This window comes from Pedobacter psychroterrae (genome assembly GCF_004331695.1).
Classification (GTDB): Bacteria; Bacteroidota; Bacteroidia; order Sphingobacteriales; family Sphingobacteriaceae; genus Pedobacter; species Pedobacter psychroterrae.
The window spans coordinates 136,473-159,158 of record NZ_SJSL01000002.1 but is presented as its reverse complement, the minus strand read 5'-3'; the positions used below and the strand labels follow the sequence as shown (position 1 = coordinate 159,158).

Annotated in this window: 29 protein-coding genes; 10 read left to right on the top strand and 19 right to left on the bottom strand. The window is 42.1% G+C overall.

Annotated elements, in window-relative coordinates; all coding sequences use genetic code 11:
* Positions 1–41 precede the first annotated feature (41 nt).
* Positions 42–821, bottom strand: a complete 780-nt coding sequence (locus EZ437_RS09075; RefSeq protein ID WP_131595503.1) for a C40 family peptidase — start codon at positions 819–821, stop codon at positions 42–44.
* Positions 822–902: 81 nt separating this feature from the next.
* Here EZ437_RS09075 and EZ437_RS09070 point away from each other — a divergent pair, with 81 nt between their 5' ends.
* On the top strand, positions 903–1,358 hold the full coding sequence (locus EZ437_RS09070; protein ID WP_131595501.1) for a universal stress protein: 456 nt from the start codon (positions 903–905) through the stop codon (positions 1,356–1,358).
* A 77-nt stretch (positions 1,359–1,435) separates the two neighbouring features.
* Here the strand turns inward: EZ437_RS09070 and EZ437_RS09065 are convergent, their stop codons facing one another.
* On the bottom strand, positions 1,436–1,786 hold the full coding sequence (locus EZ437_RS09065) for a 4Fe-4S dicluster domain-containing protein (RefSeq protein ID WP_131595499.1): 351 nt from the start codon (positions 1,784–1,786) through the stop codon (positions 1,436–1,438).
* Between the two features lie 76 nt (positions 1,787–1,862).
* Here EZ437_RS09065 and EZ437_RS09060 point away from each other — a divergent pair, with 76 nt between their 5' ends.
* From EZ437_RS09060 to EZ437_RS09030, 7 genes are all read left to right on the top strand, one after another.
* Positions 1,863–2,882 (top strand): acyl-CoA reductase, encoded by a 1,020-nt coding sequence (locus EZ437_RS09060; RefSeq protein WP_131595497.1) that lies wholly within the window; start codon positions 1,863–1,865, stop codon positions 2,880–2,882.
* A gap of 114 nt (positions 2,883–2,996) precedes the next feature.
* Positions 2,997–4,928: a gliding motility-associated C-terminal domain-containing protein gene (locus tag EZ437_RS09055; RefSeq protein ID WP_131595495.1), complete on the top strand. Its 1,932-nt coding sequence runs from the start codon at positions 2,997–2,999 to the stop codon at positions 4,926–4,928.
* 44 nt (positions 4,929–4,972) lie between these two features.
* Entirely contained in the window at positions 4,973–5,176 is a 204-nt protein-coding gene (locus tag EZ437_RS09050; protein WP_131595493.1) for a fructose-6-phosphate aldolase, read from the top strand.
* A 1-nt stretch (position 5,177) separates the two neighbouring features.
* Positions 5,178–5,861 (top strand): cell division ATP-binding protein FtsE, encoded by a 684-nt coding sequence (locus EZ437_RS09045; protein WP_131595491.1) that lies wholly within the window; start codon positions 5,178–5,180, stop codon positions 5,859–5,861.
* A gap of 128 nt (positions 5,862–5,989) precedes the next feature.
* Positions 5,990–6,559, top strand: a complete 570-nt coding sequence (locus EZ437_RS09040) for a nucleotide exchange factor GrpE (protein ID WP_131595489.1) — start codon at positions 5,990–5,992, stop codon at positions 6,557–6,559.
* Between the two features lie 4 nt (positions 6,560–6,563).
* Positions 6,564–7,727, top strand: coding sequence for a molecular chaperone DnaJ (gene dnaJ / locus EZ437_RS09035; protein ID WP_131595487.1), 1,164 nt, complete (start codon positions 6,564–6,566; stop codon positions 7,725–7,727).
* 13 nt (positions 7,728–7,740) lie between these two features.
* On the top strand, positions 7,741–8,655 hold the full coding sequence (locus tag EZ437_RS09030; RefSeq protein ID WP_131595485.1) for a Ppx/GppA phosphatase family protein: 915 nt from the start codon (positions 7,741–7,743) through the stop codon (positions 8,653–8,655).
* Here EZ437_RS09030 and EZ437_RS09025 read toward each other — a convergent pair.
* From EZ437_RS09025 to EZ437_RS08960, 14 genes are all read right to left on the bottom strand, one after another.
* Complete coding sequence (locus EZ437_RS09025) at positions 8,644–9,213, bottom strand: Maf family protein (RefSeq protein WP_131595483.1); 570 nt, start codon at positions 9,211–9,213, stop codon at positions 8,644–8,646. The two genes, EZ437_RS09030 and EZ437_RS09025, sit on opposite strands and share 12 nt — an antisense overlap.
* Positions 9,214–9,271: 58 nt before the next feature.
* Positions 9,272–9,682, bottom strand: a complete 411-nt coding sequence (locus EZ437_RS09020; RefSeq protein ID WP_131595481.1) for a periplasmic heavy metal sensor — start codon at positions 9,680–9,682, stop codon at positions 9,272–9,274.
* 89 nt (positions 9,683–9,771) lie between these two features.
* Positions 9,772–10,299 carry a KdsC family phosphatase gene (locus EZ437_RS09015; protein ID WP_131595479.1) on the bottom strand — a complete coding sequence of 176 codons (528 nt, stop codon included), beginning with the start codon at positions 10,297–10,299 and terminating at the stop codon, positions 9,772–9,774.
* Between the two features lie 4 nt (positions 10,300–10,303).
* Complete coding sequence (gene iscX / locus EZ437_RS09010; RefSeq protein WP_205942673.1) at positions 10,304–10,549, bottom strand: Fe-S cluster assembly protein IscX; 246 nt, start codon at positions 10,547–10,549, stop codon at positions 10,304–10,306.
* Between the two features lie 21 nt (positions 10,550–10,570).
* Positions 10,571–10,903, bottom strand: coding sequence for a 2Fe-2S iron-sulfur cluster-binding protein (locus tag EZ437_RS09005; protein ID WP_131595477.1), 333 nt, complete (start codon positions 10,901–10,903; stop codon positions 10,571–10,573).
* 44 nt (positions 10,904–10,947) lie between these two features.
* Positions 10,948–11,706 carry a Rossmann-like and DUF2520 domain-containing protein gene (locus EZ437_RS09000; RefSeq protein WP_131595475.1) on the bottom strand — a complete coding sequence of 253 codons (759 nt, stop codon included), beginning with the start codon at positions 11,704–11,706 and terminating at the stop codon, positions 10,948–10,950.
* Entirely contained in the window at positions 11,706–14,174 is a 2,469-nt protein-coding gene (locus EZ437_RS08995; protein WP_131595473.1) for a heme lyase CcmF/NrfE family subunit, read from the bottom strand. Before EZ437_RS08995 ends, EZ437_RS09000 begins: the two co-directional genes overlap by 1 nt.
* Before the next feature lie 5 nt (positions 14,175–14,179).
* A complete protein-coding gene (locus tag EZ437_RS08990) occupies positions 14,180–14,593 on the bottom strand; it encodes a cytochrome c maturation protein CcmE domain-containing protein (protein WP_131595471.1) in 414 nt (137 codons plus the stop codon).
* A 96-nt stretch (positions 14,594–14,689) separates the two neighbouring features.
* Positions 14,690–15,349 (bottom strand): peptide-methionine (S)-S-oxide reductase MsrA, encoded by a 660-nt coding sequence (gene msrA / locus EZ437_RS08985; protein ID WP_131595469.1) that lies wholly within the window; start codon positions 15,347–15,349, stop codon positions 14,690–14,692.
* Positions 15,350–15,486: 137 nt separating this feature from the next.
* Positions 15,487–16,908, bottom strand: a complete 1,422-nt coding sequence (locus tag EZ437_RS08980; protein ID WP_131595467.1) for a Glu/Leu/Phe/Val family dehydrogenase — start codon at positions 16,906–16,908, stop codon at positions 15,487–15,489.
* A gap of 158 nt (positions 16,909–17,066) precedes the next feature.
* A complete protein-coding gene (locus EZ437_RS08975) occupies positions 17,067–17,273 on the bottom strand; it encodes a CcmD family protein (protein WP_131595465.1) in 207 nt (68 codons plus the stop codon).
* Between the two features lies 1 nt (position 17,274).
* On the bottom strand, positions 17,275–17,934 hold the full coding sequence (gene ccsA / locus EZ437_RS08970) for a cytochrome c biogenesis protein CcsA (protein WP_131595463.1): 660 nt from the start codon (positions 17,932–17,934) through the stop codon (positions 17,275–17,277).
* 97 nt (positions 17,935–18,031) lie between these two features.
* The gene (locus EZ437_RS08965) at positions 18,032–18,424 is read right to left on the bottom strand and encodes a PIN-like domain-containing protein (RefSeq protein ID WP_131595461.1); all 393 of its coding nucleotides are present in this window, start codon (positions 18,422–18,424) and stop codon (positions 18,032–18,034) included.
* Positions 18,421–19,101 (bottom strand): DUF433 domain-containing protein, encoded by a 681-nt coding sequence (locus tag EZ437_RS08960; RefSeq protein WP_131595459.1) that lies wholly within the window; start codon positions 19,099–19,101, stop codon positions 18,421–18,423. The genes EZ437_RS08965 and EZ437_RS08960 overlap by 4 nt, the downstream gene beginning before the upstream one ends.
* Before the next feature lie 90 nt (positions 19,102–19,191).
* Between EZ437_RS08960 and EZ437_RS08955 the strand changes: the two genes are divergently transcribed.
* The gene (locus EZ437_RS08955; protein WP_225869538.1) at positions 19,192–19,911 is read left to right on the top strand and encodes a TlpA family protein disulfide reductase; all 720 of its coding nucleotides are present in this window, start codon (positions 19,192–19,194) and stop codon (positions 19,909–19,911) included.
* A 51-nt stretch (positions 19,912–19,962) separates the two neighbouring features.
* On the opposite strand, the gene xth is transcribed toward EZ437_RS08955, so the two are convergent.
* The 3 genes from xth to EZ437_RS08940 all read right to left on the bottom strand — a co-directional run bounded on the left by xth (position 19,963) and on the right by EZ437_RS08940 (position 22,015).
* On the bottom strand, positions 19,963–20,733 hold the full coding sequence (gene xth / locus EZ437_RS08950) for an exodeoxyribonuclease III (RefSeq protein ID WP_131595457.1): 771 nt from the start codon (positions 20,731–20,733) through the stop codon (positions 19,963–19,965).
* Positions 20,734–20,798: 65 nt separating this feature from the next.
* Positions 20,799–21,254: a hypothetical protein gene (locus tag EZ437_RS08945; RefSeq protein WP_131595455.1), complete on the bottom strand. Its 456-nt coding sequence runs from the start codon at positions 21,252–21,254 to the stop codon at positions 20,799–20,801.
* Positions 21,255–21,355: 101 nt separating this feature from the next.
* Positions 21,356–22,015, bottom strand: a complete 660-nt coding sequence (locus EZ437_RS08940; RefSeq protein ID WP_131595453.1) for a heme exporter protein CcmB — start codon at positions 22,013–22,015, stop codon at positions 21,356–21,358.
* Positions 22,016–22,118: 103 nt separating this feature from the next.
* Here EZ437_RS08940 and EZ437_RS08935 point away from each other — a divergent pair, with 103 nt between their 5' ends.
* Positions 22,119–22,631 (top strand): DUF421 domain-containing protein, encoded by a 513-nt coding sequence (locus tag EZ437_RS08935; protein ID WP_131595451.1) that lies wholly within the window; start codon positions 22,119–22,121, stop codon positions 22,629–22,631.
* The last annotated feature ends 55 nt before the right edge of the window (positions 22,632–22,686 follow it).

The window sequence follows — 22,686 nt, the reverse complement described above, 5'->3', positions numbered from 1 at the left end:
TTAGTTTTTTATTGCACGCGTTAAGTTACAATAAAAAACTTTTACATGTATCTTTTTATAATTCTGAGTTTGTGCGTGTACTTTCCTTGCTCCACATTATAAATTCCCTGATTATCAATTGGATCAATGTGCACCTTTGCTGATGCATGGATGATCTCGGAAGGACTCATCATGATACCCACATGGGTGATCCTGCCATCTGCATTGTCAAAAAAGGCTACATCCCCAGGTTTTACTTCCGTCAGGAAATCCACTGTACTGCCTTGTTCAGCTTGTTGCCATGCATCGCGGTTTAACTTTATGCCGTTTAGCTTAAACACCGTTTGTACAAAGCCAGAGCAATCCATACCAAACATGTTTTTTCCACCCCATAGATAAGGTACATTCTGGAAAAACAAAGCGGTATCGATGATCGTTCGCTCCGCTCCTGCAACAACTATATGTGGCTTAAATACCACCTCATATTTAGTGCTATCCAAATAGCAAAATCCTTCATGGTACAGCGGCAAGTTACTAGATGGCGACAGGTAATACTTACTGCCTTCTGCATCTATCAGCATATTATTTATCTGTGCGGGCACAAGGAAATTACAGTTATGATTGGCTACAAAGGCTTCCATTGATAGGGGTGCCAACTGTCTGAAGTCCATCCATCCCTCATAGTGATCATATCCATTACGTATCTTCCACCACCTCTCTTCCTTCTCCAGTATCTCCACATGATCTCCAAAAAGTAGTTGTGTACTGATTTCTGACTTATCTGAGGGCTCAGGGCGAAGAGGCGCAACAGCTACCCTGCATATTCCATAATATTGTTCCATAATGCAAATTAACCTTATAAAATTAAACTTTTATGGGGTTAATTTGTTATTTTTATAGTATAAACTTTAATCTATAAGAACATGAACCTCAAGAAGATTTTAATTGCTGTAGATAATAGTACCTGTTCTGAAAAAGCTGCCAGGGTTGGCTATGAGGTAGCCAAGACATTTGGCGCTGAGGTTGCGCTGGTCAATATTATTGAGCCGGCACCGGCCAATATCAATCCTGATCTGACACTGGCACCCGTTTTCTTAGAGACATATGACAACAGTGAAGAAAACAGTCATTTGCTATTGAAGGAAATGGAAACTAAGTATAGTCATGGCATCCCTACTACTTATTTAAGCATTGTGGATAGCGCCGCCCATGGCATCATTCAACAATCTGATGAGTATGGATCTGACCTGATCGTAATAGGTACGTATGGAAGAACTGGCTTGTACCACTTTTTAATGGGTAGCGTGGCTGAGCACGTAGCAAGGAAATCTGCCTGTCCGGTTTTGATTGTGCCCAATAAGTATGAAGAAAAGGGTTAAACATAAAAAAGGCGCTTGGCAGCGCCTCATAATATGCTATAAATCGTAACTAAAACATCTAAAATCCGTAAATCGAACTATCCTTCCTGGTGTAACCAAGCCTTTTTAGCCAATAATTCATCTTCAGTTTCGCGAACATCTTCATCATCCACACAGCAATCCACCGGACATACGGCAGCGCACTGTGGCTCATCATGAAAGCCCTTGCATTCCGTACACTTGTCTGAAACTATATAATAAACCTCATCAGAAACAGCATCCTGTGCCGATTCTGCATCGATTTGCTGATCACCAAAATCAATGATACCGTTTAAATTGGTGCCATCTGAGAATCTCCATGCAGTGCCTGCGTCATAAATTGCATTATTAGGGCATTCAGGCTCACATGCTCCGCAGTTAATACATTCGTCTGTTATTTTAATAGCCATGTCTTCGTCTAATTCTATTGCTAAGTTTACCTTTGCATCGCAAATATAACACTTAAACTTTAAAATTGTTGAAATTATGCCAATCCTAAATGCGGAAAAACTAATTATTGCATTCAATAAACTTAGCAGCTACCTGGCAGATCCTGACTCAGCGCTAAATATTTTGATCCTTTCGGCTCAAAATAACAATGCATGGTTTACTGCAGATGAGGTTCAAAGATCATTAAATGCACTTCAGCAAATGCTAAATGCAAATGACCTTGAAGCTTGGTTCAAAGACATAAAAGTAACTGAAAACCCGAAAAGAGTAGGGCTGATTTTGGCGGGCAATATCCCAATGGTCGGCTTTCATGATGTACTTTCTGTACTTGCAACAGGAAACATCACCCTGATTAAGCTGTCCTCTTCTGATGACAAACTGCTGCCGCTCATACTGGCCAAGCTCATCGAGATCGAGCCTCTACTAGAGGATCGCATTGTGTACATAGACAGACTGAAAGATTTTGATGCGGTTATCGCAACTGGCAGCAACAATACCTCCAGGTATTTTGAGTACTATTTTAGCAAGGTGCCCAATATCATCCGCAAGAACAGAAGCAGCGTAGCAGTGCTGACAGGTGAGGAAACTACTCAGGAAATTGCGGAACTTGGTCACGATGTATTCGATTATTTCGGATTGGGGTGCAGAAATGTATCCAAGCTTTACATCCCCGAAAACTACGACATTAAGCACTTCTTCGAGCCCATAGAATCCTTTAAAGGGATCATCAATCATTTTAAATACAACAACAATTACGATTACAACAAATCCATTTATTTGGTAAACCTGGCCCCGCATTTTGACAATGGCTTTTTGCTGTTAAAAGAAGACACGGCCATGTCCTCCCCGCTGGCTGTGCTCTATTTTGAAAGGTACAACAATATTGAGGACGTGACCACCGCTCTTAAAATAGAAGAAGACAAGATTCAGTGCGTTGTCAGCAAGGCGCCTCTGTCTATAGCCGCAGGAACTGTTGATTTTGGACATGGCCAGTATCCAAAACTGTGGGACTATGCTGATAATGTAAATACCCTGGATTTTTTAAATAGTCTTTAAAAAAACAAAGTAATCAGCATCCATTAAATATTCTTTCCACAATAGGGCATTAACCTGTCTGACTGCCTACTTAATGTGACTAATAAACGTTATCTTGAACTTTTAATAAAGATTTTGGGATTTAGACACATATCTTATTATTTACTATTATCCATATTATTAATAGTATCAGGTACTGCAAAGTCGCAAGAGTGTGAAGGATCTTTGGGAGATCCTGTGCTTACTTATGATTTTGGCCGTGGCTCCGCAGCATTCGGCCCAGCCATACCAGATAAAACAAATTATAACTATGTAATAGGCCAGCCTTCGGATGGCAGCTATACAATCATAAAAACCACCCAGGGGATGGGACATGTCAGTGCCGGCAACTGGCTTTCAGTCGGCAATCATACCCCTAACCAATCTAACGGGTACATGATGCTGATCAATGCAGACGACCGGCAAGCAGGAATCTTTTATCAGGGAGAAGCAAGCGGCTTATGTCCAGGTACTACTTATGAGTTTGCAGCATGGATTATTAACGTAATGGCAAAACCAGGAATCAGGCCCAACGTCAGGTTCTCTATTGAGTCAATGACCGGTCAGGTACTTAAAGAATTTGATACAGGTGAAATCCCGGAAGGATCTAACATAGATTGGAGACGATATGCCGGAACCTTCAGGACCACAAGTTCAAGGGTTATAGTTAAAATAAAAAACAATGGCCTTGGTGGAGGTGGAAATGATTTTGCAATAGATGACATCACATTCAGGGCATGTGGTCCGGTAATTATCCCTTCTATAAATACGGAACGGGTATCTACTAAAGAATTGTGCGTGCTTATAAAAAAGACTTTTACTTTTTCTGCTGAAGTATCACCAGGTGTGTACACCGATCCTGAATATTTATGGCAGCAAATGGCTGCAAACGGCTCCTGGTTTGATTTACCCGGACAAACCACGACTAACCTTACCCAAACATTTGACCATCCACCGATTGGCGCTTATAAATACAGACTGCTCATTGCTGAAAGAGGGAACATCAATGAAGAAAACTGCCGATCAAACTCTCCTGATTATACGATAAATGTGGTTGAACCGCCTGTTGCTGTAAGCTTGAGAGCTCAAGCAGTTTGCCTGGGTGATGTAATTGTCCTTGATGCCAAGACAAATGGCGCTACTTACCAATGGACAGGGCCAAATTCATTTGCATCGACAGAGGAATCGCCAAACATTCCGAATGCAGGAAACAATATGTCGGGTAGATATACTGTAGTCGTTACAACCAGTGGAGGCTGTATTGAAACTGAAGAAATAGATTTAGCTGTGATACCGGCTCCCCAGCCTAAAATAAATCCCATAACAGCTATCTGCAAAGGCTCTTCCATCCAGCTTCAGGCCAGTGGCGGACTTACTTACAGATGGTCGCCCGGAACTGGGTTATCCCAAACAGACATTTCAAATCCTATTGCTTCGCCATTGCAGACAACAACTTATAAAGTTTATGCGTCTAACGGGGCATGCGAAGTTCCTACCGAAATTACCGTCATCGTCTTAAAAGATCCTTTGGCAAATGCCGGTCCGGACAAAAAAATGATGAAAGGAGAACAGGTGCAATTAAACGCTGAGGCCACAGGTGATGAAATCATATACCAATGGTCACCGTCTACCTATCTTGACAACCCAAATATTCTAAATCCCGTTGCCACTCCCCCATCAGACATAACTTATACCCTGACTGTAACATCTACATTTGGCTGCATTGTTAGCACGGACGAAGTATTCGTAAGAGTGTATCAAAAAGTGGAAATACCCAATGCTTTTAGTCCCAATGGTGATGGTGTCAATGACCTCTGGAAAATCACGGCGGCCGACATGTTCCCTACAGCAAGTGTGAGGGTGGTAAATCGGTATGGTGAGGTTGTTTTTAGGTCTACCAACTACGATGACAAACCCTGGGACGGGAAATACAAAAACAGCGATGTCCCCCCTGGTGTTTATTATTATGTGATCAATCTAAATACCGGCCTAAAGCCTTTGTCCGGATCCTTGACGGTGATTAGATAAATCGGGTAGCTTAAATCTCATTTTGAAATACTATTTTTGGCCTTATGTATGTTATTAAAGTAAAAGGCATTGCCAAGATCCCGGATTACGTACAATTACGGGATGAAAAGTTTACTTTACTGGCATATTTTAGGGTAGACAGGCCTGAGAAATCGCTTGAAAAGTTAGGCCTCGGAGATAAGCTGCCTTATATAATGAAGTTTGTAAATGATTTGCCTTTTGGACAAATTGCTAAAATAGATATTTAACATGACAGGAAACGCAGTTATAAATTTAAGAAATGTAGATGTTTTTCAACAAAAACATCTGGTGCTGTCCAATGTGAATTTAAACGTTGACAAAGGGGAGTTCGTCTTTTTAATTGGACAGACAGGTTCAGGCAAAAGCAGTTTGCTTAAAATCATTTATGGAGACCTGCACATAGGCAATGGAGACGGCCTGGTGGCAGGATTTGACCTCAAAAACCTGGCGATCAAGAATGTGCCTTTTCTGCGGAGAAAGCTCGGAATCGTATTTCAGGATTTTCAGTTGCTGACAGACCGTACCATCGAAAAGAACCTTGATTTTGTACTGAAAGCCACAGGCTGGAATGACAAAGCACTGATAGAAGAACGCATCAAAGACGTACTTGAAAAAGTAGGCCTGAGATCCAAGATCAGGAAAATGCCGCATGAACTGTCTGGTGGTGAGCAGCAAAGAGTGGTAATTGCCAGGGCATTGCTCAACAATCCCGAAATCATACTGGCCGATGAACCTACGGGTAATTTAGATCCGGATACATCCGAAGAAATTGTGCTGCTACTGAGACAAATCAGCGAGGGCGGAACTGCGGTATTAATGGCCACGCATGATTATCACATCATCCGTACCTTCCCTTCCAGGATCATCAAATGTGAAGGCGGCGTAGTGCATGAAGACGCACAGATAGTCTAACGACAAAGTCTGACAAAACTTTCTTTATCAGCCATTCTGGTCAGTGTTTTACAACTAAAACTGACAGCATGACTGATATATTTCATTGGCAAAACTTTTGAGTTTACATCCAAAAAATTCTACTATACATGTTTAGCAAGAAGAAAAAAAACGATAATCAGGATCCAGAGGTGGAAAATAATGCCGAAGCGCAGGAAAACACGAGTGAAGAACAGATAGATACAGTTGAAGAAACCGTACCTGAACTTACTGCTGAAGAAAAACTGCAGGAAGAAAACGCAGCTTTAAATGACAAGTACTTAAGGCTGTTTGCAGAGTTTGACAATTACAAGCGCCGTACCCAAAAGGAGCGGATTGAGTTACTTCAAACTGCAGGAAAAGATGTAATCGTTTCACTGCTTTCAGTACTGGATGATTTTGACCGTGCCAATAAGGCAATGGAAACCGCTACCGACGTCAATCCTATCAGAGAAGGCATTGCATTGGTACACAACAAACTGAAAAGTTTACTAGCCCAAAAAGGCCTAAAGGAAATGGAAAGTATCCACACTGTATTTGACACAGATAATCATGAAGCAATTACCAATATACCTGCGCCTAGTGAAGATCTGAAAGGAAAAGTAGTTGATGAGTTAGAAAAAGGATATACACTGAACGACAAGGTAATCCGCTTTGCCAAAGTTGTAGTAGGTAGTTAATATTATGAGCAAAAGAGATTTTTATGATGTGCTTGGCGTAACCAAAAGCGCATCCGCCGAAGAGATTAAAAAGGCTTACCGCAAAATGGCCATTAAATATCATCCGGATAAAAACCCGGGCGATAAGGCTGCTGAAGACAACTTCAAGGAAGCTGCGGAAGCTTACGAAGTACTTAGCAACACGGAAAAGAAACAGCGCTACGACCATTACGGTCATGCGGGTGTTGGCGGTGCTTCAGGCGGTGGCGGATACGGCGGCGGCGGCATGAATATGGAAGATATCTTCAGCCAGTTTGGGGATATCTTTGGCGGTGGCGGCGGTAGTCCGTTCGACAGCTTCTTTGGTGGTCAGCAATCACGTGGTGGCAGAAGAGTAGCCAAAGGCAGTAACCTGCGTATCAAAGTCAAACTAACGCTTGAAGAAATTGCCAATGGTACAGAGAAGAAAATAAAGGTCAACAAACAGATTAGCTGTAAAACCTGTGACGGAACCGGAGCTAAAGACCGTTCTTCTGTAAGCACATGTAATACCTGCGGCGGAAGCGGCGCAGTACGCAGGGTGACCAATACCATACTTGGACAGATGCAAACTACAGCAACCTGCCCTACTTGTAACGGAAGCGGACAGCAGATCACTGCTAAATGCACTTCTTGTCACGGTGACGGAGTTATTCGCGGTGAAGAAACCATTACCATCAACATCCCTGCCGGGGTGAGCGACGGTATGCAACTGAGCATGAGTGGAAAAGGTAATGCAGCACCTAACGGTGGCATACCCGGGGACCTGATCATTCTGATCGAGGAGATCGCCCATGAAACCCTAAAACGTGAAGGCAACAATGTCGTGTATGACCTGCATGTCTCTATCATCGACGCAGCGCTTGGCTATAGTGTAGAAGTGCCGACCATAGATGGTAAGGCAAAGATCAAAATAGAACCGGGTACACAAAGTGGAAAATTACTTCGCCTGAAGGGCAAAGGTATTCCTGAAGTCAATTCTTACCACAGAGGTGATGAGATCATCCACGTAAATATCTGGACGCCTAAAGCATTAAGTTCAGAAGAAAGAAGCATGCTGGAAAAACTGAGGGAATCTCCTAATTTCAAACCTCAGCCGGGTAAGAATGACAAGAGCTTCTTTGAAAAAATGAAAGAATACTTTGAATAATCTATAAAGCTACATGACCGCTGCTGTTATCGACCTTGGCACCAATACTTTTCATTTAATTATAGCTGAGGTTGTCGACAGCAGCGTCCATGTACTTTACAAAACAAATGTCCCTGTAAAACTGGGCGAAGGCAGGATAAACGAGCACATCATTATCTCTGCAGCATTCGAAAGAGGCATACAAACACTCAAGACTTTCCAGAAAACCATTAAAGCATACGGAGCCACTACCGTCAAGGCCATCGCTACGTCGGCAGTAAGGAGTGCATCCAACGGTACTGATTTTGTTCAGGCTGCGAGGGAACTGGCCGGTATTGATATTGAAGTCATCACTGGCGATCAGGAAGCAGTATATATTTTCAATGGAGTGAAAGCAACGGGGGTCATCAGTGGTCTTTCATTAATTATGGACATAGGTGGCGGCAGTACCGAATTTATCATCTGTGACAACGAACGGCTGCTATGGAAAAAGAGCTATGACATAGGTGCTGCCCGTTTAATGCAAGCTTACTTTAACACTGACCCCATCAGCCAAAATGATCAGGAGGCCATCACTGACCACCTTGATAAGGAATTGACAGGCCTAAAAGAAGCATGCGAAATATATCAGCCCAGGCATCTCATAGGATCTGCAGGAGCATTTGAAACTTTTGCCGCAATGCTGGTAAAAGAACTGGATATAAAATCTATTAAATCAGTTCCTCTCGACCTTAATGCTTATCATGAGCTTTCCCAAAAACTGATCACATCTACCCATGATGAACGTGATGCCATGCCTGATCTGATAAAACTGAGGGTAGACATGGTCGTTATCGCATCAATACTGACCAATTACATCATAAGACACCTAAATATCGCTGAACTAAGCCTCTCAACTTATGACCTTAAAATGGGTGTATTGTACACGTTGACCGGTTCAAAACCCTGATAAAGCTGTATAAAGTTTTTCTGTGGGCAGGCCCATCACATTGGTATAAGAGCCTATGATCTTCTTAACTGCCACCGCTCCTATCCAGTCCTGAATGCCATAAGCACCTGCTTTATCAAAAGGATTGTAATTAGTCACATAATAGGCTATTTGTGCTTCTGTAAGCGGGCTGAAGAACACCTCTGTAACATCATAAAAGGAATGCAGGATATCTTTGTGCGCAATACTCACACCAGTATATACCTGATGATTGGTGCCTGATAGCTTATTGAGCATCTCAATAGCATGCGTAGCATCTTCAGGCTTACCCAATATCTCATTGTTATAAGCCACGATGGTATCTGCCGTTATGACCATGCTTTCTGCACTTTCCTCAGAAAAGGCTTCTGCTTTCTTCTCTGCAATGTACACAGCTATTTCTGCCGGGAGGAGCTTTTCAGGATAACTTTCATCTACCTCCTTCAACAATACTTTGAAATCAAGGTTCATCGAAGTCATCAGTTCCTGTCTCCGCGGAGATTTTGATGCCAGTATTATAGGGATTCTTTGCTTATACATTCCGCTAAAATAATAAAAGCGACCCAAAGGCCGCTTTTATTATTACAATTAGGTAGTATTAACGACGGTTGTTATTACCGTTGCCATTAGCATTAGCTTCCTGGCGTTTTTTCATTGCTTCATTACGCTCTTTGATCCAGGCAGTAAAAGCTTTTTTCTGATCATCAGTCAAAACTGCAGCAATTTTAGCTTCGTTTTGCGCATTAGATTTCGTCATAGCTGCTCTAAAGCCCTCTCTGTTATCTCCCAGTGAATCACGTAGCTTTCTCATTTTCGGGCCTTGCTCCAGATAAATCGCATGCACTTTTGCCTTTTGATCGTCGCTCAATTTCAGCTTCTCGGCCAATTGCTCAGATTGTCTCTTAGCTCTTTCTTCAGGAGTTCCGCCACGGCGTCCTTGCCCGTCTTGTGCATTTGCAAATGTTACTACACTAAATAACAATCCGCAGATAATCAATAATTTTTTCATACTGTTGTTTATGTTTTGTAGGATATAGAGGAGAAAAAGCACTGGAGGTTTAATGGGCTAACGTAACATACTTGTTGCAGTAAGCCGCCCTATTTTCCTGAGTCGGCCGCCGAAGGGTTTTCATCAAACCACTTCCCCTGTACCCGCATCACTTTTTCAATGATGTCGCGCACAGCCATTCTACCCCCTTCATGAGGAGAAACATATTCTGAGACCGCTTTGATCTCCGGAACCGCATCTGCGGGACAGGTGGGCAGGCCTACAAGCTGCATTATTTTAAGATCTGGGATATCATCCCCCATGTACAAGATCTCTTCATTGCTGAGGCTGTATTTAGTCAATAGCGTATCATACACACCAACCTTATCAGATACTCCCAAAAATATTTCGGGTATACCAAGGCCTTCAAATCGCCTTTGCATGGCCAGACCATGACCACCCGAGATCACACAGACCAGATAACCACGTTTCACAGCCAGCTGCAATGCATAACCATCTTTGATGTTAAAAGTCCGCAAAAATTCACCACTATCTGATGCAAGGATGTCCCCATTGGTTAGCACACCATCAACGTCAAATATCACTGTAGTAATGTCTTTGAGCTTTTGCAGAAACATAGTGCTAGTCCTGGTTATCTCTCCATTCGTACACCCAGGCAGATTGGATCTGCTCCAGATGACCTTCACTGCTTTCTTCTCTGGTTCCCTTAAAATTAGGTAATTCCAATACCCATTCTATCAACTCGGTAAACCTGATCCGGTATATTTTAGCTTCATTAAAATCGTCACCAAATTTCTCATATAATTCCTGAGCTATATCCTCATGGTCATTCCAGTATATGGGTAAAGCAAATTTATCTTCCATCATTCTCTTATTGATTTAGTGAATTTAGTGACCTAAAAATTCTGATTGGTCTGGTATGGTTACTTCTATATCGCCGTCTATTACTACACACTGACATCCTAGTCTAGAGGTAATCCTTGGGCGCACTGCCCTGTCTATAAAATCTTCTTCTTTTTCAGAGATCTCCTGGATATTGTCCATTCCCTTCAGCACATATACATGGCAGGTACTGCAACCGCAAACACCACCGCAATTATGCTGCAGCTCTATTCCATTGTCCAGACAGGCATCCAATACTGATTCCCCACCGGCTATTGGTAGTTCGAGAGGTTCCTTGCCTTTCTCTTCAAAATTTATTTTTAATTTAAAAATACTCATAATTCGTGTTCAAAAATAAGCACCTAAACTCGCAATTGATACTATTAATTCGATTTTTTAATGCTTTCGCTCAAAGTTTGATAAATCTCTTTCAAATGCGGTGAGCTTTCCAATAGCTCCAGGTGTTTTAATATCGTTTGTTCATCATCACGCACAGCGGGTCCTGTCTGTACATTGACCGGCATTTCCGTCTGAACTTTCATTGCTGTTTCCATAATCAGCGGCCTTAACATTTCAAAGTCCAGATCATGAGACCTAAGCACCTGCGCGCCCAGATTATACATATGGTTTACAAAATTACAGGCAAACACGGCCGACAGGTGCAATATTTCACGTTTATCACTGTCTACTTCATATACCAGCTTACTTAATTCCGCTGCAATAGTTCTTAGTTTATCTAAAGAATCAGCATCTGTCGCTTCTATACACAAAGGGATATCCTTAAAATCGACAGCTTTAGCCTTCGAAAAAGTCTGCAATGGATATAACACACCGTGCGAGCTAAAGCGATCCAGTTCAGCAATAGAAGTAGCTCCAGAAGTATGGACAACAAGACCATTTACATCACCTAATGCCCTCACCACTGAAGAAATCGCATTATCTTTAATAGCGATCAGGTATAGGTCTGCATTTAAATCAATTTCAGCTAAATCTGTCATCGCCATTGACGCCAGCGAACTTGCTAAAACCTCAGCATGAGCTGAATTTCTGCTCCACACCTGGATCAGGTCATGGCCTTTTTTCTTAAATTCACCAGCCATATGTGTTGCCACATTTCCAGATCCTATGCAAACGATTTTCATCAGGGCGTCTTAACTTCCTTTTGTCTTCTGAATATGGAAATGATAAATCCTATTACCATTACAATTGTACCTACCCAATAGAGGTTAATAAAAGGGAATTCTATAGATTTAAATACCACCCAGTCTTTAGCCTGCTGAGGTTTTTCAAACACCTGCAGTTCCACTTTCCCTACATCAGGAAGCACCTTAGTAAATCTAAACCGCATACCCAGTTCATCAATATTACGCGCAAAATCAAACACATTATTGCCCTTTATCAGGAAGATCGGCTCGGTCTTGTATATTTTACCGTTTACGTCTATTTCCAATGGCATCCCAACAGCAATATCACTTTCAGCCAATACCAGGCTTTTAGCCTGGGGCTTATTGTTTAGCGCTTTTACAGTCAGCACACCACTGCTGGTATGCAGCGTATCTCCCTCACTTACCTGCATTATCCTCGGTGCTTTATAATTCTCTTCTTCGCTATGCCCTTCATGATCTTCATGCGCAGCTTCCGGCTCAGGCGCACTGGTAATGTGCGTGTAAATGTCCCTGGTCAGGTAATGCTTGGTATCCGGCGAAGCAATTAGTCCCATCGTTTCGTTCGATTGGATATGCGGGTTCAATTCAAAATCTTCTTTAATCTTTCCGCTCTTCTCATCATAAACTTTAAAGTTCAGCTTAAAGAAAGTATTCGGTGCTACAAGGGTATCACTGATATAGGTAACTGTATATTTACCCATTTTCTTAGGCTCATTCTTGTAAAGCACAATATTTTCACCCGGCTTGTCTGCTTTCTCAAAATCTTTTACTGGAATGAAATTGGAGGCATTCAATGAAATAGGCTTACTGGTTGCCGCGGCTACCAATGCGCCTAGGAGCAATAAGGCAAAACCTATATGTGCAACTGCAGCGCCGACCAACTTACGTTTTCCTCCAAAACCCTGAGAAAGGATCTTGGCATTTGACAATACTGCAAACACGCAGCTAAACGTCAATAATATATACATCAGGTTGTTATACACAGCTGTTATGTAAACAAATGCCGCTGTAATCACGATAGCCAGCACCAATGTAGCTACCAATGAACTATAAAACTTACGTACATCCGTTCTTTTATACTTCATAAACTGGGTAAAGCCTGAAATGATGGTCACCAATATGGCAAAGGGAGCCTGCCACTGGTTATAATACTTTATCGCATCTACCGGAGGAGCGAAGTTGGTTCCAAAGGCAGCATTAAATACGGGTACTGAGGTAGAGAAAATCACCTGGATACAGGCTACAGTAATTACCAGTGCACCAATAAACATCCAAAATTCACGCGAGTAAGTCTCTTCGTCTTTATTGGTAATCGGCAATTCCTTCCAGCGGACAATCAGCAGTACCACTGGGATAGCCAGAAACACCACATTATACAATATCAAATGGCCAAACATTCCCAAATCAGTAAACGAGTGAACCGATGTATCGCCCAAAATACCGCTCCTGGTAAGGAACGACGCATACAATACCAATACGAAACTTAGGATAATCAATACGATAGCCGTAAAAAAAGCATGTCCCGTATTTTTAAAAGCAATCATCACATGCACCCCTGCAATCAGCATCAGCCATGGAATAATAGACGCATTTTCTACCGGGTCCCATGCCCAGAAACCACCAAAGTTAAGCGCTTCATAGGCCCAGAAAGAGCCCATTATAATACCGGTACCCAATATCATTACGGCAAACAATGCCCAAGGCAAAGCTGGTTTTACCCATTCTTTATATTTACGCTGCCACAATCCAGTTACGGCATATGCAAATGGAACGATCATACTCGCAAAGCCCAGGAATAAGGTAGGCGGGTGGATCACCATCCAATAGTTCTGAAGCAGTGGGTTTAATCCCTTGCCGTCAACTATAAATTTCAAATAATTCTTAAAGTTCTCAGGATCAGCAAATACTACCGGAGCCATCGATTTCAAATCCATAGCATCCCTTAGCAGGATAAAAGGCGAGCTTCCTATTCTTGATCCGAAGATTTCCACGCCCAGCAGCATTGAGGTCAAAAATGCCTGCGAAAACGCAACCACCGTCATCACTCCATTTTCCCAGGTCCTTGCTTTCCAGATTAAAATACCTCCCAGCAATGATTGCCAAAAGGCCCAAAGCCAAAAACTACCCTCCTGCCCTTCCCAAAAGGCAGAAACGATATAATATACCGGCAGCGCTTTGGACGAGTGCGCCCAAACGTAATAATATTCGTTATAATGATTTAAGATCAGATAAAACAAGGTAGCTCCGATACCCAATATGGCTACCCAGTTTACCAGGAAAGATATACGACCAATACGTGTCCATGACCGATCAGAAAGGTCTTTATTACGTGTGGCAAAAAAGTAAGAGATGGTAGACAACAAGGAAGCTCCAAAAGCTAAGACAATAAAGAATTGGCCGATCTTACCCGCCAGGAGGTTCTCTCCAATAAATTGTATATCCATTAAGATTATTTGTATTTTTCGTCTACTGTACCGTCCTGCTTCACCTCTACAAGGTCGTCATTGTATTTTGAAGGACATTTCATGAGTATTTTAGAGCAGTAAAAAGTACCCTCTTTCATTTCACCTATCAATACCAGTTTCTCCGAACGCTCAAAATCCTGGGGTTTAGTACCATTATAAACCACTTTATTTACAGTGCCTTTCTCGTCTTTCATGTAAAATCCAAAATGGTTGGGATCTTTCTGTGCATCATACTGAGTTCCCTTGTCTTTCTCCCAGTATCCCATCACATGAAATTCCCTTGAATCTTTAGTAGCCTCAGAAAATGTAGCATAACTATTTGTATCTGCACTCAGGCTCACAAGGAAACCTACACATATCGCTATCGTAATTAAACCAATAATTGCACTCTTTCTCATGGTCTTAATAATATTATAGAAAGGGACAAAGATAAAAATTATAAGCACCTAAAATCCTTTAAGGCAGCCCAATTCGGGATGATGACAGTTTATTGACTAATCCACATACTCCTTCTTTATCAAATCTGGGAAGGTTTTTTTGAGTTTCATGACTTTAGCCTTCGATACGTTCCTGATGTACGGGTCAAATATATTGAGTTGATAATAATCCTGATGTGCTATTTCAGCTGGATAAAAAACACTGAAAGGAGCAACTTCGGTAGCGACCGGATTGTCATATCCTCCCCCGGCATCTATCTTGGCCATCAAGCTGAAAATGATGGCCCGCTCTTCTACACTCCGATAATAAGCCACAGACCGGTAGTCAGACCCCCTGTCAGGGCCCTGTCCGTCAATCTGCGTCGGATCATGTGAATGAAAAAATGCTTCCGTCAATTGCTCAAAACTGATAATAGCAGGATCATAATATACCTGTACCGACTCAGCATGACCGGTTTTTTTGGTCAATACCTCCTCGTAAGTTGGATTGGCTTTAGTGCCGCCGGCATACCCGCTCACCACAGTATTTACACCCTTTAGCTCAATCATACATTCATGCATTGCCCAAAAACATCCCCCGGCAAAGTTAGCAACCCTTTCTCCTGGCTTTGGAGCACGCAGTACCGCAAAGCCATTTTTACTTTCCAGATTTTGTCCCCCGCCGCACGCCACGAAAAGAACCGATAACATGCTCCATATTACTACCTTAATCTTCATAGATTCTGCTTCTTACAATATACGGTATTTAATAAGCATTGATTTCCTGCTTTTCAACTAATAGCAAAACTCTGACAATAAAAAAACCCGCATTACTTTTTAGTAATACGGGCTAAAAATCAAAAACAAATAAATTCTTATGGCCAAACGCCAAGGTTCATGTAGGAAACCGCAATTTTATCGATAGAGCCCACAAAGGCTGCTGTTCTCAAAGTCTCAACCCCTGGCTTAGTAATCAAGTTTTCCCTGATCTCGTGATAAGAATGGATCATGGTATCTTCCAGTCCGGAGTTTACCAATTCCATTTCAGAAGCACCCTTAACAATCATTAAACGGTTCTCTGCAGGAATCTTTTTACCTGTCAGGTTCTCAAGGGTATTGATCAGATTGGCATTTGAATTCTCCGCATAGCGATTCTCCATGCGTCCAAAAGCCACATGCGAAAGATTTTTCAGCCATTCAAAGTAAGACACCGTTACCCCGCCTGCATTGCAATACATATCAGGGATAATCATGCCACCCATTTCTGTAAACAATGTCTCAGCCTCCGGAGTAGTTGGCCCATTTGCTCCTTCTGCAATAATCCTGGCCTTAATATTTTTTATATTATGAACGGTCAACTGGTTCTCCAGTGCTGCCGGCACAAGAATCTCGCAGGGCTGCTCCAAACCTTCCATTGAGTTCTTAAAATCAGTCGCACCCGGAAAGCCCAGTATCGAACCTGTATTTTTACGATGTGCAAATACCTCATCCACATTTAATCCATTTGCATTATAGATAGCACCTTCAAATTCGCAAAGGCCAACTATTGTGGCACCAAACTCTGCCAGAAACTTAGCAGAGTGGTAACCCACATTACCCAAGCCCTGTACAATCACCCGCTTATCACCCAAACCGGCTTTGAAGCCGATCTTAGCCATATCCTCAGCCACATTTACACATTCTCTAACGGCATAGGCAACCCCGCGACCGGTAGCTTCCTTACGTCCGCGGATCCCATGCAAAGCGATAGGCTTTCCTGTCACACAGCCCAATGCATCCAGTTGGCCCGGATTCATAGTCATATAAGTATCTGCAATCCAGCTCATTTCACGTTCACCTGATCCATAATCAGGAGCAGGAACATCAATGCCGGGACCAATAAAATTCTTTTTGATCAATTCTGTCGTATAACGACGGGTAATGGTTTCCAGTTCAGCTACCGAATAGTTTTTCGGATTGATACAGATCCCACCTTTTGCGCCACCAAAAGGAACGTTAACAATGGCACATTTATAGGTCATCAAAGCCGCAAGCGCCATCACCTCATCTTCATTTACCATCTCACTATAACGTATCCCGCCTTTGGTCGGGCTCATATGATGAGAGTGTTCTACGCGCCATGCATCAATAACTTCAAACCCATTCCCCCTGCGAATTGGAAACTGAAAACGATACACACTGTTACAAGCTTTAATCTGAGTTAACAGACCTTCCGGATGGGAAGTGTACTGCGCTGCACTGTCAAAATTTTTGCATACGTCTGCAAAAAAATTTGTGTCATTTGCTAAATTAGCCATTAGTTGTTTTTTATGAATTGAAATAAGTTACTATTACAGTGCAAAATTGCACTAAAAAAAGTGATTAAAGCAAATCGCAAAGCACTTAGTGTAACTGACACACTACGGTAAAAAACTACTAAAAACGACGATTAAACAATTTAAAATTGGTTTTTATCTCAAGATTTTTTTTCTATTTTTTTTAATCTTTTATCCAAAGAGAATAGATAAACCAACAAACCAAGCAGTATTATTACCACACAGGCTACCACAACATATATCTTACCATTGCTGCGCATCACCTCTGCCATCTCTACTCCAGTCTCACGGGCAAACAACTGTACGGTATTCAATACCAAAATTAATGCGATTATGAACTTCTTCATTTTATGAATTTTGTTTGTTTTCTATCTTACGAATCCTGTATCTGAGGTTATAAATCCAGCAGCCTATCAATATCCAGCCCAGGCAGGCAGGATAAAACACCGCCCGCATACGGCTATCCAGGTCATAACTGTTAAAACCAGGATTACCGCCATTGCCCGGATGCAGCGAGTCTGCCATACGTGGCAACACAAACAGCAGCACCACCATTATCGGAAACGCAAAAATGTTATATATAGCAGAGATCTTGGCCCGCTTCTGTTCCTCGTCTATCGCATTGCGCAGTACCAGGTAAGCAAAGTACAGCAACAGCGCTATCGCCGCAAAGTTTTGCTTTACATCAAAGCTCCAGGCCTGTCCCCATGTATACTTGGCCCAGATGGATCCGGTCACGATGCCCAATATACCGTATACCACCCCAATATTGATACTTTCTACCGCTTTCAAATCATGATCAGGATCGTTGGTGCTCAGGTATTTCACACTGTAATATACAGATATGCTAAACAAAACGATCATCCCAAACCACATCGGAACATGAAAATAAAGGTTTCTGATGCTTTCATTCAGAATAGCCAAACTAGGCACACCAGCTAAAAAGCCGCATACCGTGCTATAAACTACCAGCACCGCGCCCAATATTTTCCACCAGTTCTTATACATCTATATTGATTTAAACAGCGCCAAATATAATAACTGGGTATTGTATTTTCATCATAAAGATGTAAATGAGGGTTTTGCTGATCTCAAGTGCTACGTTCTACCATCTTTCGATCTTCCTTGGAGTGATAAAAAAGGAATAAGGGGTTTTATTCTTTTTAATAATCCTGACAATCTCAGGCCAATGCTTTACAACTAGTTCCACTTTATGCCAATATCCATATCCTTTAGGGCACTTAAGAAAAAAGGCACCAATCTTATGCTTTTCCAGTAATAAGGCCTGCTGTTTAGTGGTCACTATCCTAATGTCCTGTGTAATGAAAATACCTGACAGATCACCCCATTTAGGTATCCATTCTTCATCCTTAATACCTTTGTGAAAGGCTTTCGCAATTGAAGTCACCTCAATACCATCGCCCAATGGATATTGCAATTGGTTTAGACCTTCGGCAAAATACTCCGATAAATTCTCGTCGAGCAATACCTTAATCATGCAGCTGACTTAGGGGTATAAAACGTTATTGCATCTTTGATTTCCTTTATAGGCAGTTGGTACAATCGTGCTAGAAAGTCAATAGACTCGCCTGCCTTGAAAAGATCAAATATCGTTTCTGCCAAAATATTGGTATTCTCAATGGTTGGTTGCCCAAATTGATGATGCGGATCGACAACAATGTGCTTATCCCTCCCCATTGGATAAAAACACTGCGCAATATCAGTAGAAGAAAACTCAATTTTCTTACAAAACGACTCAATAATTTCCTTAAAAACAGACTGTTTACTTTCATCAGCATTCACAAGTGTGCCGTCATTCAGTTCAAACAAAATACTTTTGCCATCAGAAAGCACTTTAGAAGAAGCAAAAGGATAGGCTGTATTCAATTGCGATGAAATATCCCTATGTGCCAGAAATATTTGCTTGGTACTGATGCCCAATTCCCGCAACTGATAAAAAACATAAAACTCAATAAGCGTATGAAACTTGGTTACCTTCTCTCTCCCTTCTCCATGCGAATATTTTACTTCATAATCTTTCCCCAGTCTCCCATCCCAAAACTCTTTCATCCAGCGACGAACTTTAGCTTGCGGCAGCCTTAAAATAAAAGCCACATCCGGAATTGTATAAATTCCGGCACCAAGTTCGGGATCAGATATTTTGGTTTCTTTCATTGTATCCAAGCAGTTTTAATATAAGGTAATTGTACAGGACTGACCAGGTTAATCCGAATGCAATTTAATGAAAGACAAAGGTAATCACAAATGCGACTGGTAACCAATATCCAAAAAGAAAATAGTTCCTTTGTAAATATGGCCATTGAAAACACACATACTCCAAAACCCGCAGAACAAGCACCAAAGAAAAAACTGCTAAGCTTTTCTAACCTTATCACAGCATTGTTAATCTGTTTCGCACTTGCGATGGTCTTTATCCCTGATTTCAAAGGATGGACGATGCAGGGCCTGATGAAAGTAGGGCTATTTCAGCCAGATATTCCGGAGAATGTATCACAAATCCAAGACTCCAATACCCGTTCTACTAACAAAATCAAAACTTCTTCAAACCAAGCCGCTATCCCTGATGCAGCATTTCTTGATGGCGCAAACAATACAATCAAACTATCCGAATTAAAAGGTAAAGTAGTTTTTTTAAACTTCTGGGCTACCTGGTGCCCACCCTGCATCGCCGAAATGCCTGCTATACAGAAGCTCTACAATCAGTTCAAAGACAACAAAAACGTACAATTTCTACTAGTAGATGCAGATGGCAATTATGCAAAATCTTTTGCATTCATGAAAAAGAAAAAGCTAACTATGCCGGTATTCATCCCTGCCTCAGCCATCCCTGATGTGTATTTTTCAGGTTCCCTACCCACTACCGTTATCCTCGATAAAACCGGAAGAATCGTTTTCTCGCATTCGGGCGCCGCTGATTACGGCAATCCCAAAGTAACAGAATTCATCAATAAGCTTCTCAAATAAAGAAGCCAATTTTAATAATTAATTGGCAGTGCTATTAAATGTCTTGACCGCCTAGTCCTCCAGCTCTATCCACACAGGACAATGGTCGCTAGATTTTTCCCAGCCCCGTACATGTCTGTCTACAGCAGCATTAACAAGTCGCCCTTCGAGTTGGGGGCTTAATAAAAAGTGATCAATGCGCAATCCTGCATCTCGGGCATAGGCATTGCGGAAGTAGTCATAAAAAGTATAGATCTTTTCGGTTGGATACAGCTTACGGATGGCATCTGTCCAGCCTTGGGCTATTAGGTGGTGAAAGGCTTCACGGGTTTCAGGGCGGAAAAGCGCATCATCTACCCAGCGCTCAGGTTTGTATACATCGAGTTCGGTTGGCATCACATTATAATCGCCTACCAACACTACGGGCAGGTCATGTTTTAAGAGACCTGCAGCGTGGAGTGCAAGGCGCTCAAACCAGGCTAGTTTATAATCGAACTTAGGGCCAGGTGCGGGATTGCCATTTGGCAGATACAAGCAGCCTATTACAATTCCATTGATGAAGGCTTCTATATATCGGCTTTGCAAGTCTTCATCATCTCCGGGCAAGCCTGTCTTCAGTTCTTTGATCTCGGTGCGGGACAGGATTGCTACACCATTCCAGCTTTTCTGTCCATGCCAGATAGCATGATAGCCGGCATCATTGATGGCTTGCAGGGGAAATTTCTCCTGCGGGGCTTTTAATTCCTGCAGGCAGGCTACATCTGGTTTGGTTTCTTCAAGCCAGCGAAGGAGAACGGGAAGCCGGCCATTTACACCGTTTACATTGTAGGTAGCTATTTTCATGTATACTAAAATCGTCTTTGACGTTAAGGTAGCCATTTTCCTTTAGCCCCAAACTAAAGGGCAAACTAATTTTTGCCTCCCTTTACAATCACACCTTTGATAGGGCCTATTGGGCGTGTTGTTTTTGTCTCAGATTTATAAAGAGGATTTTGTACTTCAAGCCCTTGTGCATCGTACAATGGACTTGTATTGCCGGATGCTTGTTTGGTTGAAGTTTGTAATGATGTTGAATCTTGTTTCACTGATGAACCCTGAGCTACTGCTGACTCTGCCGCATGCAGGCCTGCATTGACTTTTTCGCCAAAAGTAGCGCCCTGGGTTTGCTTGCCTACAGTTACATTCATCGAAATTCTGTTGCTGATCACTGCGCCGCCCGGTAAAGCGCCGCCCAAGAGAGATGCACCCTGGCCTATAATTCCTGCTGGCTTGGTTTTGCTGGCTTCAGTTGATTTTTCATTGCTCTGTGCCATGGTTACTGAACTTACAAATACTAATGCGATGATAGATAAATACTTTTTCATGATCTGGTTTTTTAAAGGTTTAAAACTGTTTAGTTATTAGTATATCAACTAAAGCAGAATTTGTTACCCCCAGAAGTTTAGAAATTATTCTGACCTATATTTTAATCTCTCCAGAGATATGGGAACAGTAAAAGTGTCACTCCTGCAACGAGTCCGTTGATGATGAGCAGGAGGCCTATTTCGTCCAGACTAACACTTCTGTCCAGTCCATCTACGGCGTTTTTGGTGAGTTTGATGAGTACAATCAGCACCGGAATGATCACAGGAAAACTCAATATCGCCATCAGCATACCCCCGTTACCTGCCTTTGAAGCGATTGCGGAGACCATGGTAAAGATGGTGGAAAAGCTTAAACTACCCAGTATAGTGGCGACGATATACAAACCAAGATCCTGAGGGACGTAGTCGAAAACAAGCATATAAAAAGCTAAGGCTATGACGGTCAGCACCATCATTAGCATTACATTATAGATGGTTTTGGAAATGATGAGTGCCAGCGGACTGGCCAGGGTATAAATATACAGCTGCCGGCCTTTGCTTTCCTGCAGAAAGCCTTTGGACACTGCATTGATAGAGGCAAAGAGCATAATGATCCAGAACAGTGCATTCCAGGTGACTGGGATTACACTTACAAAGGAAAGAAAGCATACAAAAACAGTGGACACTACGTAGAGCAGTACGCCATTGATGGCATATTTGGAGCGCCATTCGAGCACAAGTTCTTTCTTTACCAAATATTTTACCTGATGTAATAACTGCATGTAGCGGCAAAGATAATTTAAATCAGATATTTTTATCCGCTGGCGGATATTTATCATTTAAAATATCAATATTATTGTATTACAATGATAAACAGAACTGGCCATGAATGAGTACGTTGATATAGTATTAAGAAGTCTGGCGGTGTATGCGTTTATGCTGGTGGCGATCAGGCTGACGGGCAAAAAGGAGCTTTCACAGTTGAACACTACGGATGTGGTGCTAATCCTGCTGATCAGTAATGCGGTTCAAAATGCCATGGTGGGCAATAATACGAGTTTAGCAGGAGGTTTGGTAGCTGCCGCAGTGTTGTTTGCTTTGAACTTTGCCTTGAAGAAACTGATGTTTAAAAGTAAGCGGTTTAGGGACCTGATATCGGAGCATCCGGAGATCTTGATCAGGCATGGAAAGTTGAATTTCGACATGTTGAGTAAATTGGAAATCACCAATGGGGAGCTGGAAGAAGCGATGCGGGAGCACGGGGTGGAAAAATACAAGGACGTAAAACTGGCCATTATGGAAGTAGACGGCAATATCAGCATCATTACCGGAGACGAGCAGTTAAAGCAATCAGTTTATAAGCGCAAAAGAAGGCACAAATTTATTCAAAGTATTTGAACCGCGGTTGTTTACAGGTTGATTTTCTTAATAGATTTTTTGCGTAATGCCTATA

Coding starts and splice junctions, on each gene's coding strand:
- EZ437_RS08955 (WP_225869538.1), top strand. CDS start 19,192: ATGCGACTGGTAACCAATATCCAAAAAGAAAATAGTTCCTTTGTAAAT.
- EZ437_RS08990 (WP_131595471.1), bottom strand. CDS start 14,593: ATGAGAAAGAGTGCAATTATTGGTTTAATTACGATAGCGATATGTGTA.
- EZ437_RS09045 (WP_131595491.1), top strand. CDS start 5,178: ATGACAGGAAACGCAGTTATAAATTTAAGAAATGTAGATGTTTTTCAA.
- EZ437_RS08935 (WP_131595451.1), top strand. CDS start 22,119: ATGAATGAGTACGTTGATATAGTATTAAGAAGTCTGGCGGTGTATGCG.
- EZ437_RS09070 (WP_131595501.1), top strand. CDS start 903: ATGAACCTCAAGAAGATTTTAATTGCTGTAGATAATAGTACCTGTTCT.
- EZ437_RS09060 (WP_131595497.1), top strand. CDS start 1,863: ATGCCAATCCTAAATGCGGAAAAACTAATTATTGCATTCAATAAACTT.
- EZ437_RS09000 (WP_131595475.1), bottom strand. CDS start 11,706: ATGAAAATCGTTTGCATAGGATCTGGAAATGTGGCAACACATATGGCT.
- EZ437_RS08945 (WP_131595455.1), bottom strand. CDS start 21,254: ATGAAAAAGTATTTATCTATCATCGCATTAGTATTTGTAAGTTCAGTA.
- dnaJ (WP_131595487.1), top strand. CDS start 6,564: ATGAGCAAAAGAGATTTTTATGATGTGCTTGGCGTAACCAAAAGCGCA.
- EZ437_RS08940 (WP_131595453.1), bottom strand. CDS start 22,015: ATGCAGTTATTACATCAGGTAAAATATTTGGTAAAGAAAGAACTTGTG.
- xth (WP_131595457.1), bottom strand. CDS start 20,733: ATGAAAATAGCTACCTACAATGTAAACGGTGTAAATGGCCGGCTTCCC.
- EZ437_RS08980 (WP_131595467.1), bottom strand. CDS start 16,908: ATGGCTAATTTAGCAAATGACACAAATTTTTTTGCAGACGTATGCAAA.
- EZ437_RS09015 (WP_131595479.1), bottom strand. CDS start 10,299: ATGTTTCTGCAAAAGCTCAAAGACATTACTACAGTGATATTTGACGTT.
- ccsA (WP_131595463.1), bottom strand. CDS start 17,934: ATGTATAAGAACTGGTGGAAAATATTGGGCGCGGTGCTGGTAGTTTAT.
- EZ437_RS08960 (WP_131595459.1), bottom strand. CDS start 19,101: ATGAAAGAAACCAAAATATCTGATCCCGAACTTGGTGCCGGAATTTAT.
- EZ437_RS09030 (WP_131595485.1), top strand. CDS start 7,741: ATGACCGCTGCTGTTATCGACCTTGGCACCAATACTTTTCATTTAATT.
- EZ437_RS09040 (WP_131595489.1), top strand. CDS start 5,990: ATGTTTAGCAAGAAGAAAAAAAACGATAATCAGGATCCAGAGGTGGAA.
- EZ437_RS08975 (WP_131595465.1), bottom strand. CDS start 17,273: ATGAAGAAGTTCATAATCGCATTAATTTTGGTATTGAATACCGTACAG.
- EZ437_RS08965 (WP_131595461.1), bottom strand. CDS start 18,424: ATGATTAAGGTATTGCTCGACGAGAATTTATCGGAGTATTTTGCCGAA.
- EZ437_RS09050 (WP_131595493.1), top strand. CDS start 4,973: ATGTATGTTATTAAAGTAAAAGGCATTGCCAAGATCCCGGATTACGTA.
- EZ437_RS09065 (WP_131595499.1), bottom strand. CDS start 1,786: ATGGCTATTAAAATAACAGACGAATGTATTAACTGCGGAGCATGTGAG.
- msrA (WP_131595469.1), bottom strand. CDS start 15,349: ATGAAGATTAAGGTAGTAATATGGAGCATGTTATCGGTTCTTTTCGTG.
- EZ437_RS08995 (WP_131595473.1), bottom strand. CDS start 14,174: ATGGATATACAATTTATTGGAGAGAACCTCCTGGCGGGTAAGATCGGC.
- EZ437_RS09025 (WP_131595483.1), bottom strand. CDS start 9,213: ATGTATAAGCAAAGAATCCCTATAATACTGGCATCAAAATCTCCGCGG.
- EZ437_RS09075 (WP_131595503.1), bottom strand. CDS start 821: ATGGAACAATATTATGGAATATGCAGGGTAGCTGTTGCGCCTCTTCGC.
- iscX (WP_205942673.1), bottom strand. CDS start 10,549: ATGATGGAAGATAAATTTGCTTTACCCATATACTGGAATGACCATGAG.
- EZ437_RS09005 (WP_131595477.1), bottom strand. CDS start 10,903: ATGAGTATTTTTAAATTAAAAATAAATTTTGAAGAGAAAGGCAAGGAA.
- EZ437_RS09020 (WP_131595481.1), bottom strand. CDS start 9,682: ATGAAAAAATTATTGATTATCTGCGGATTGTTATTTAGTGTAGTAACA.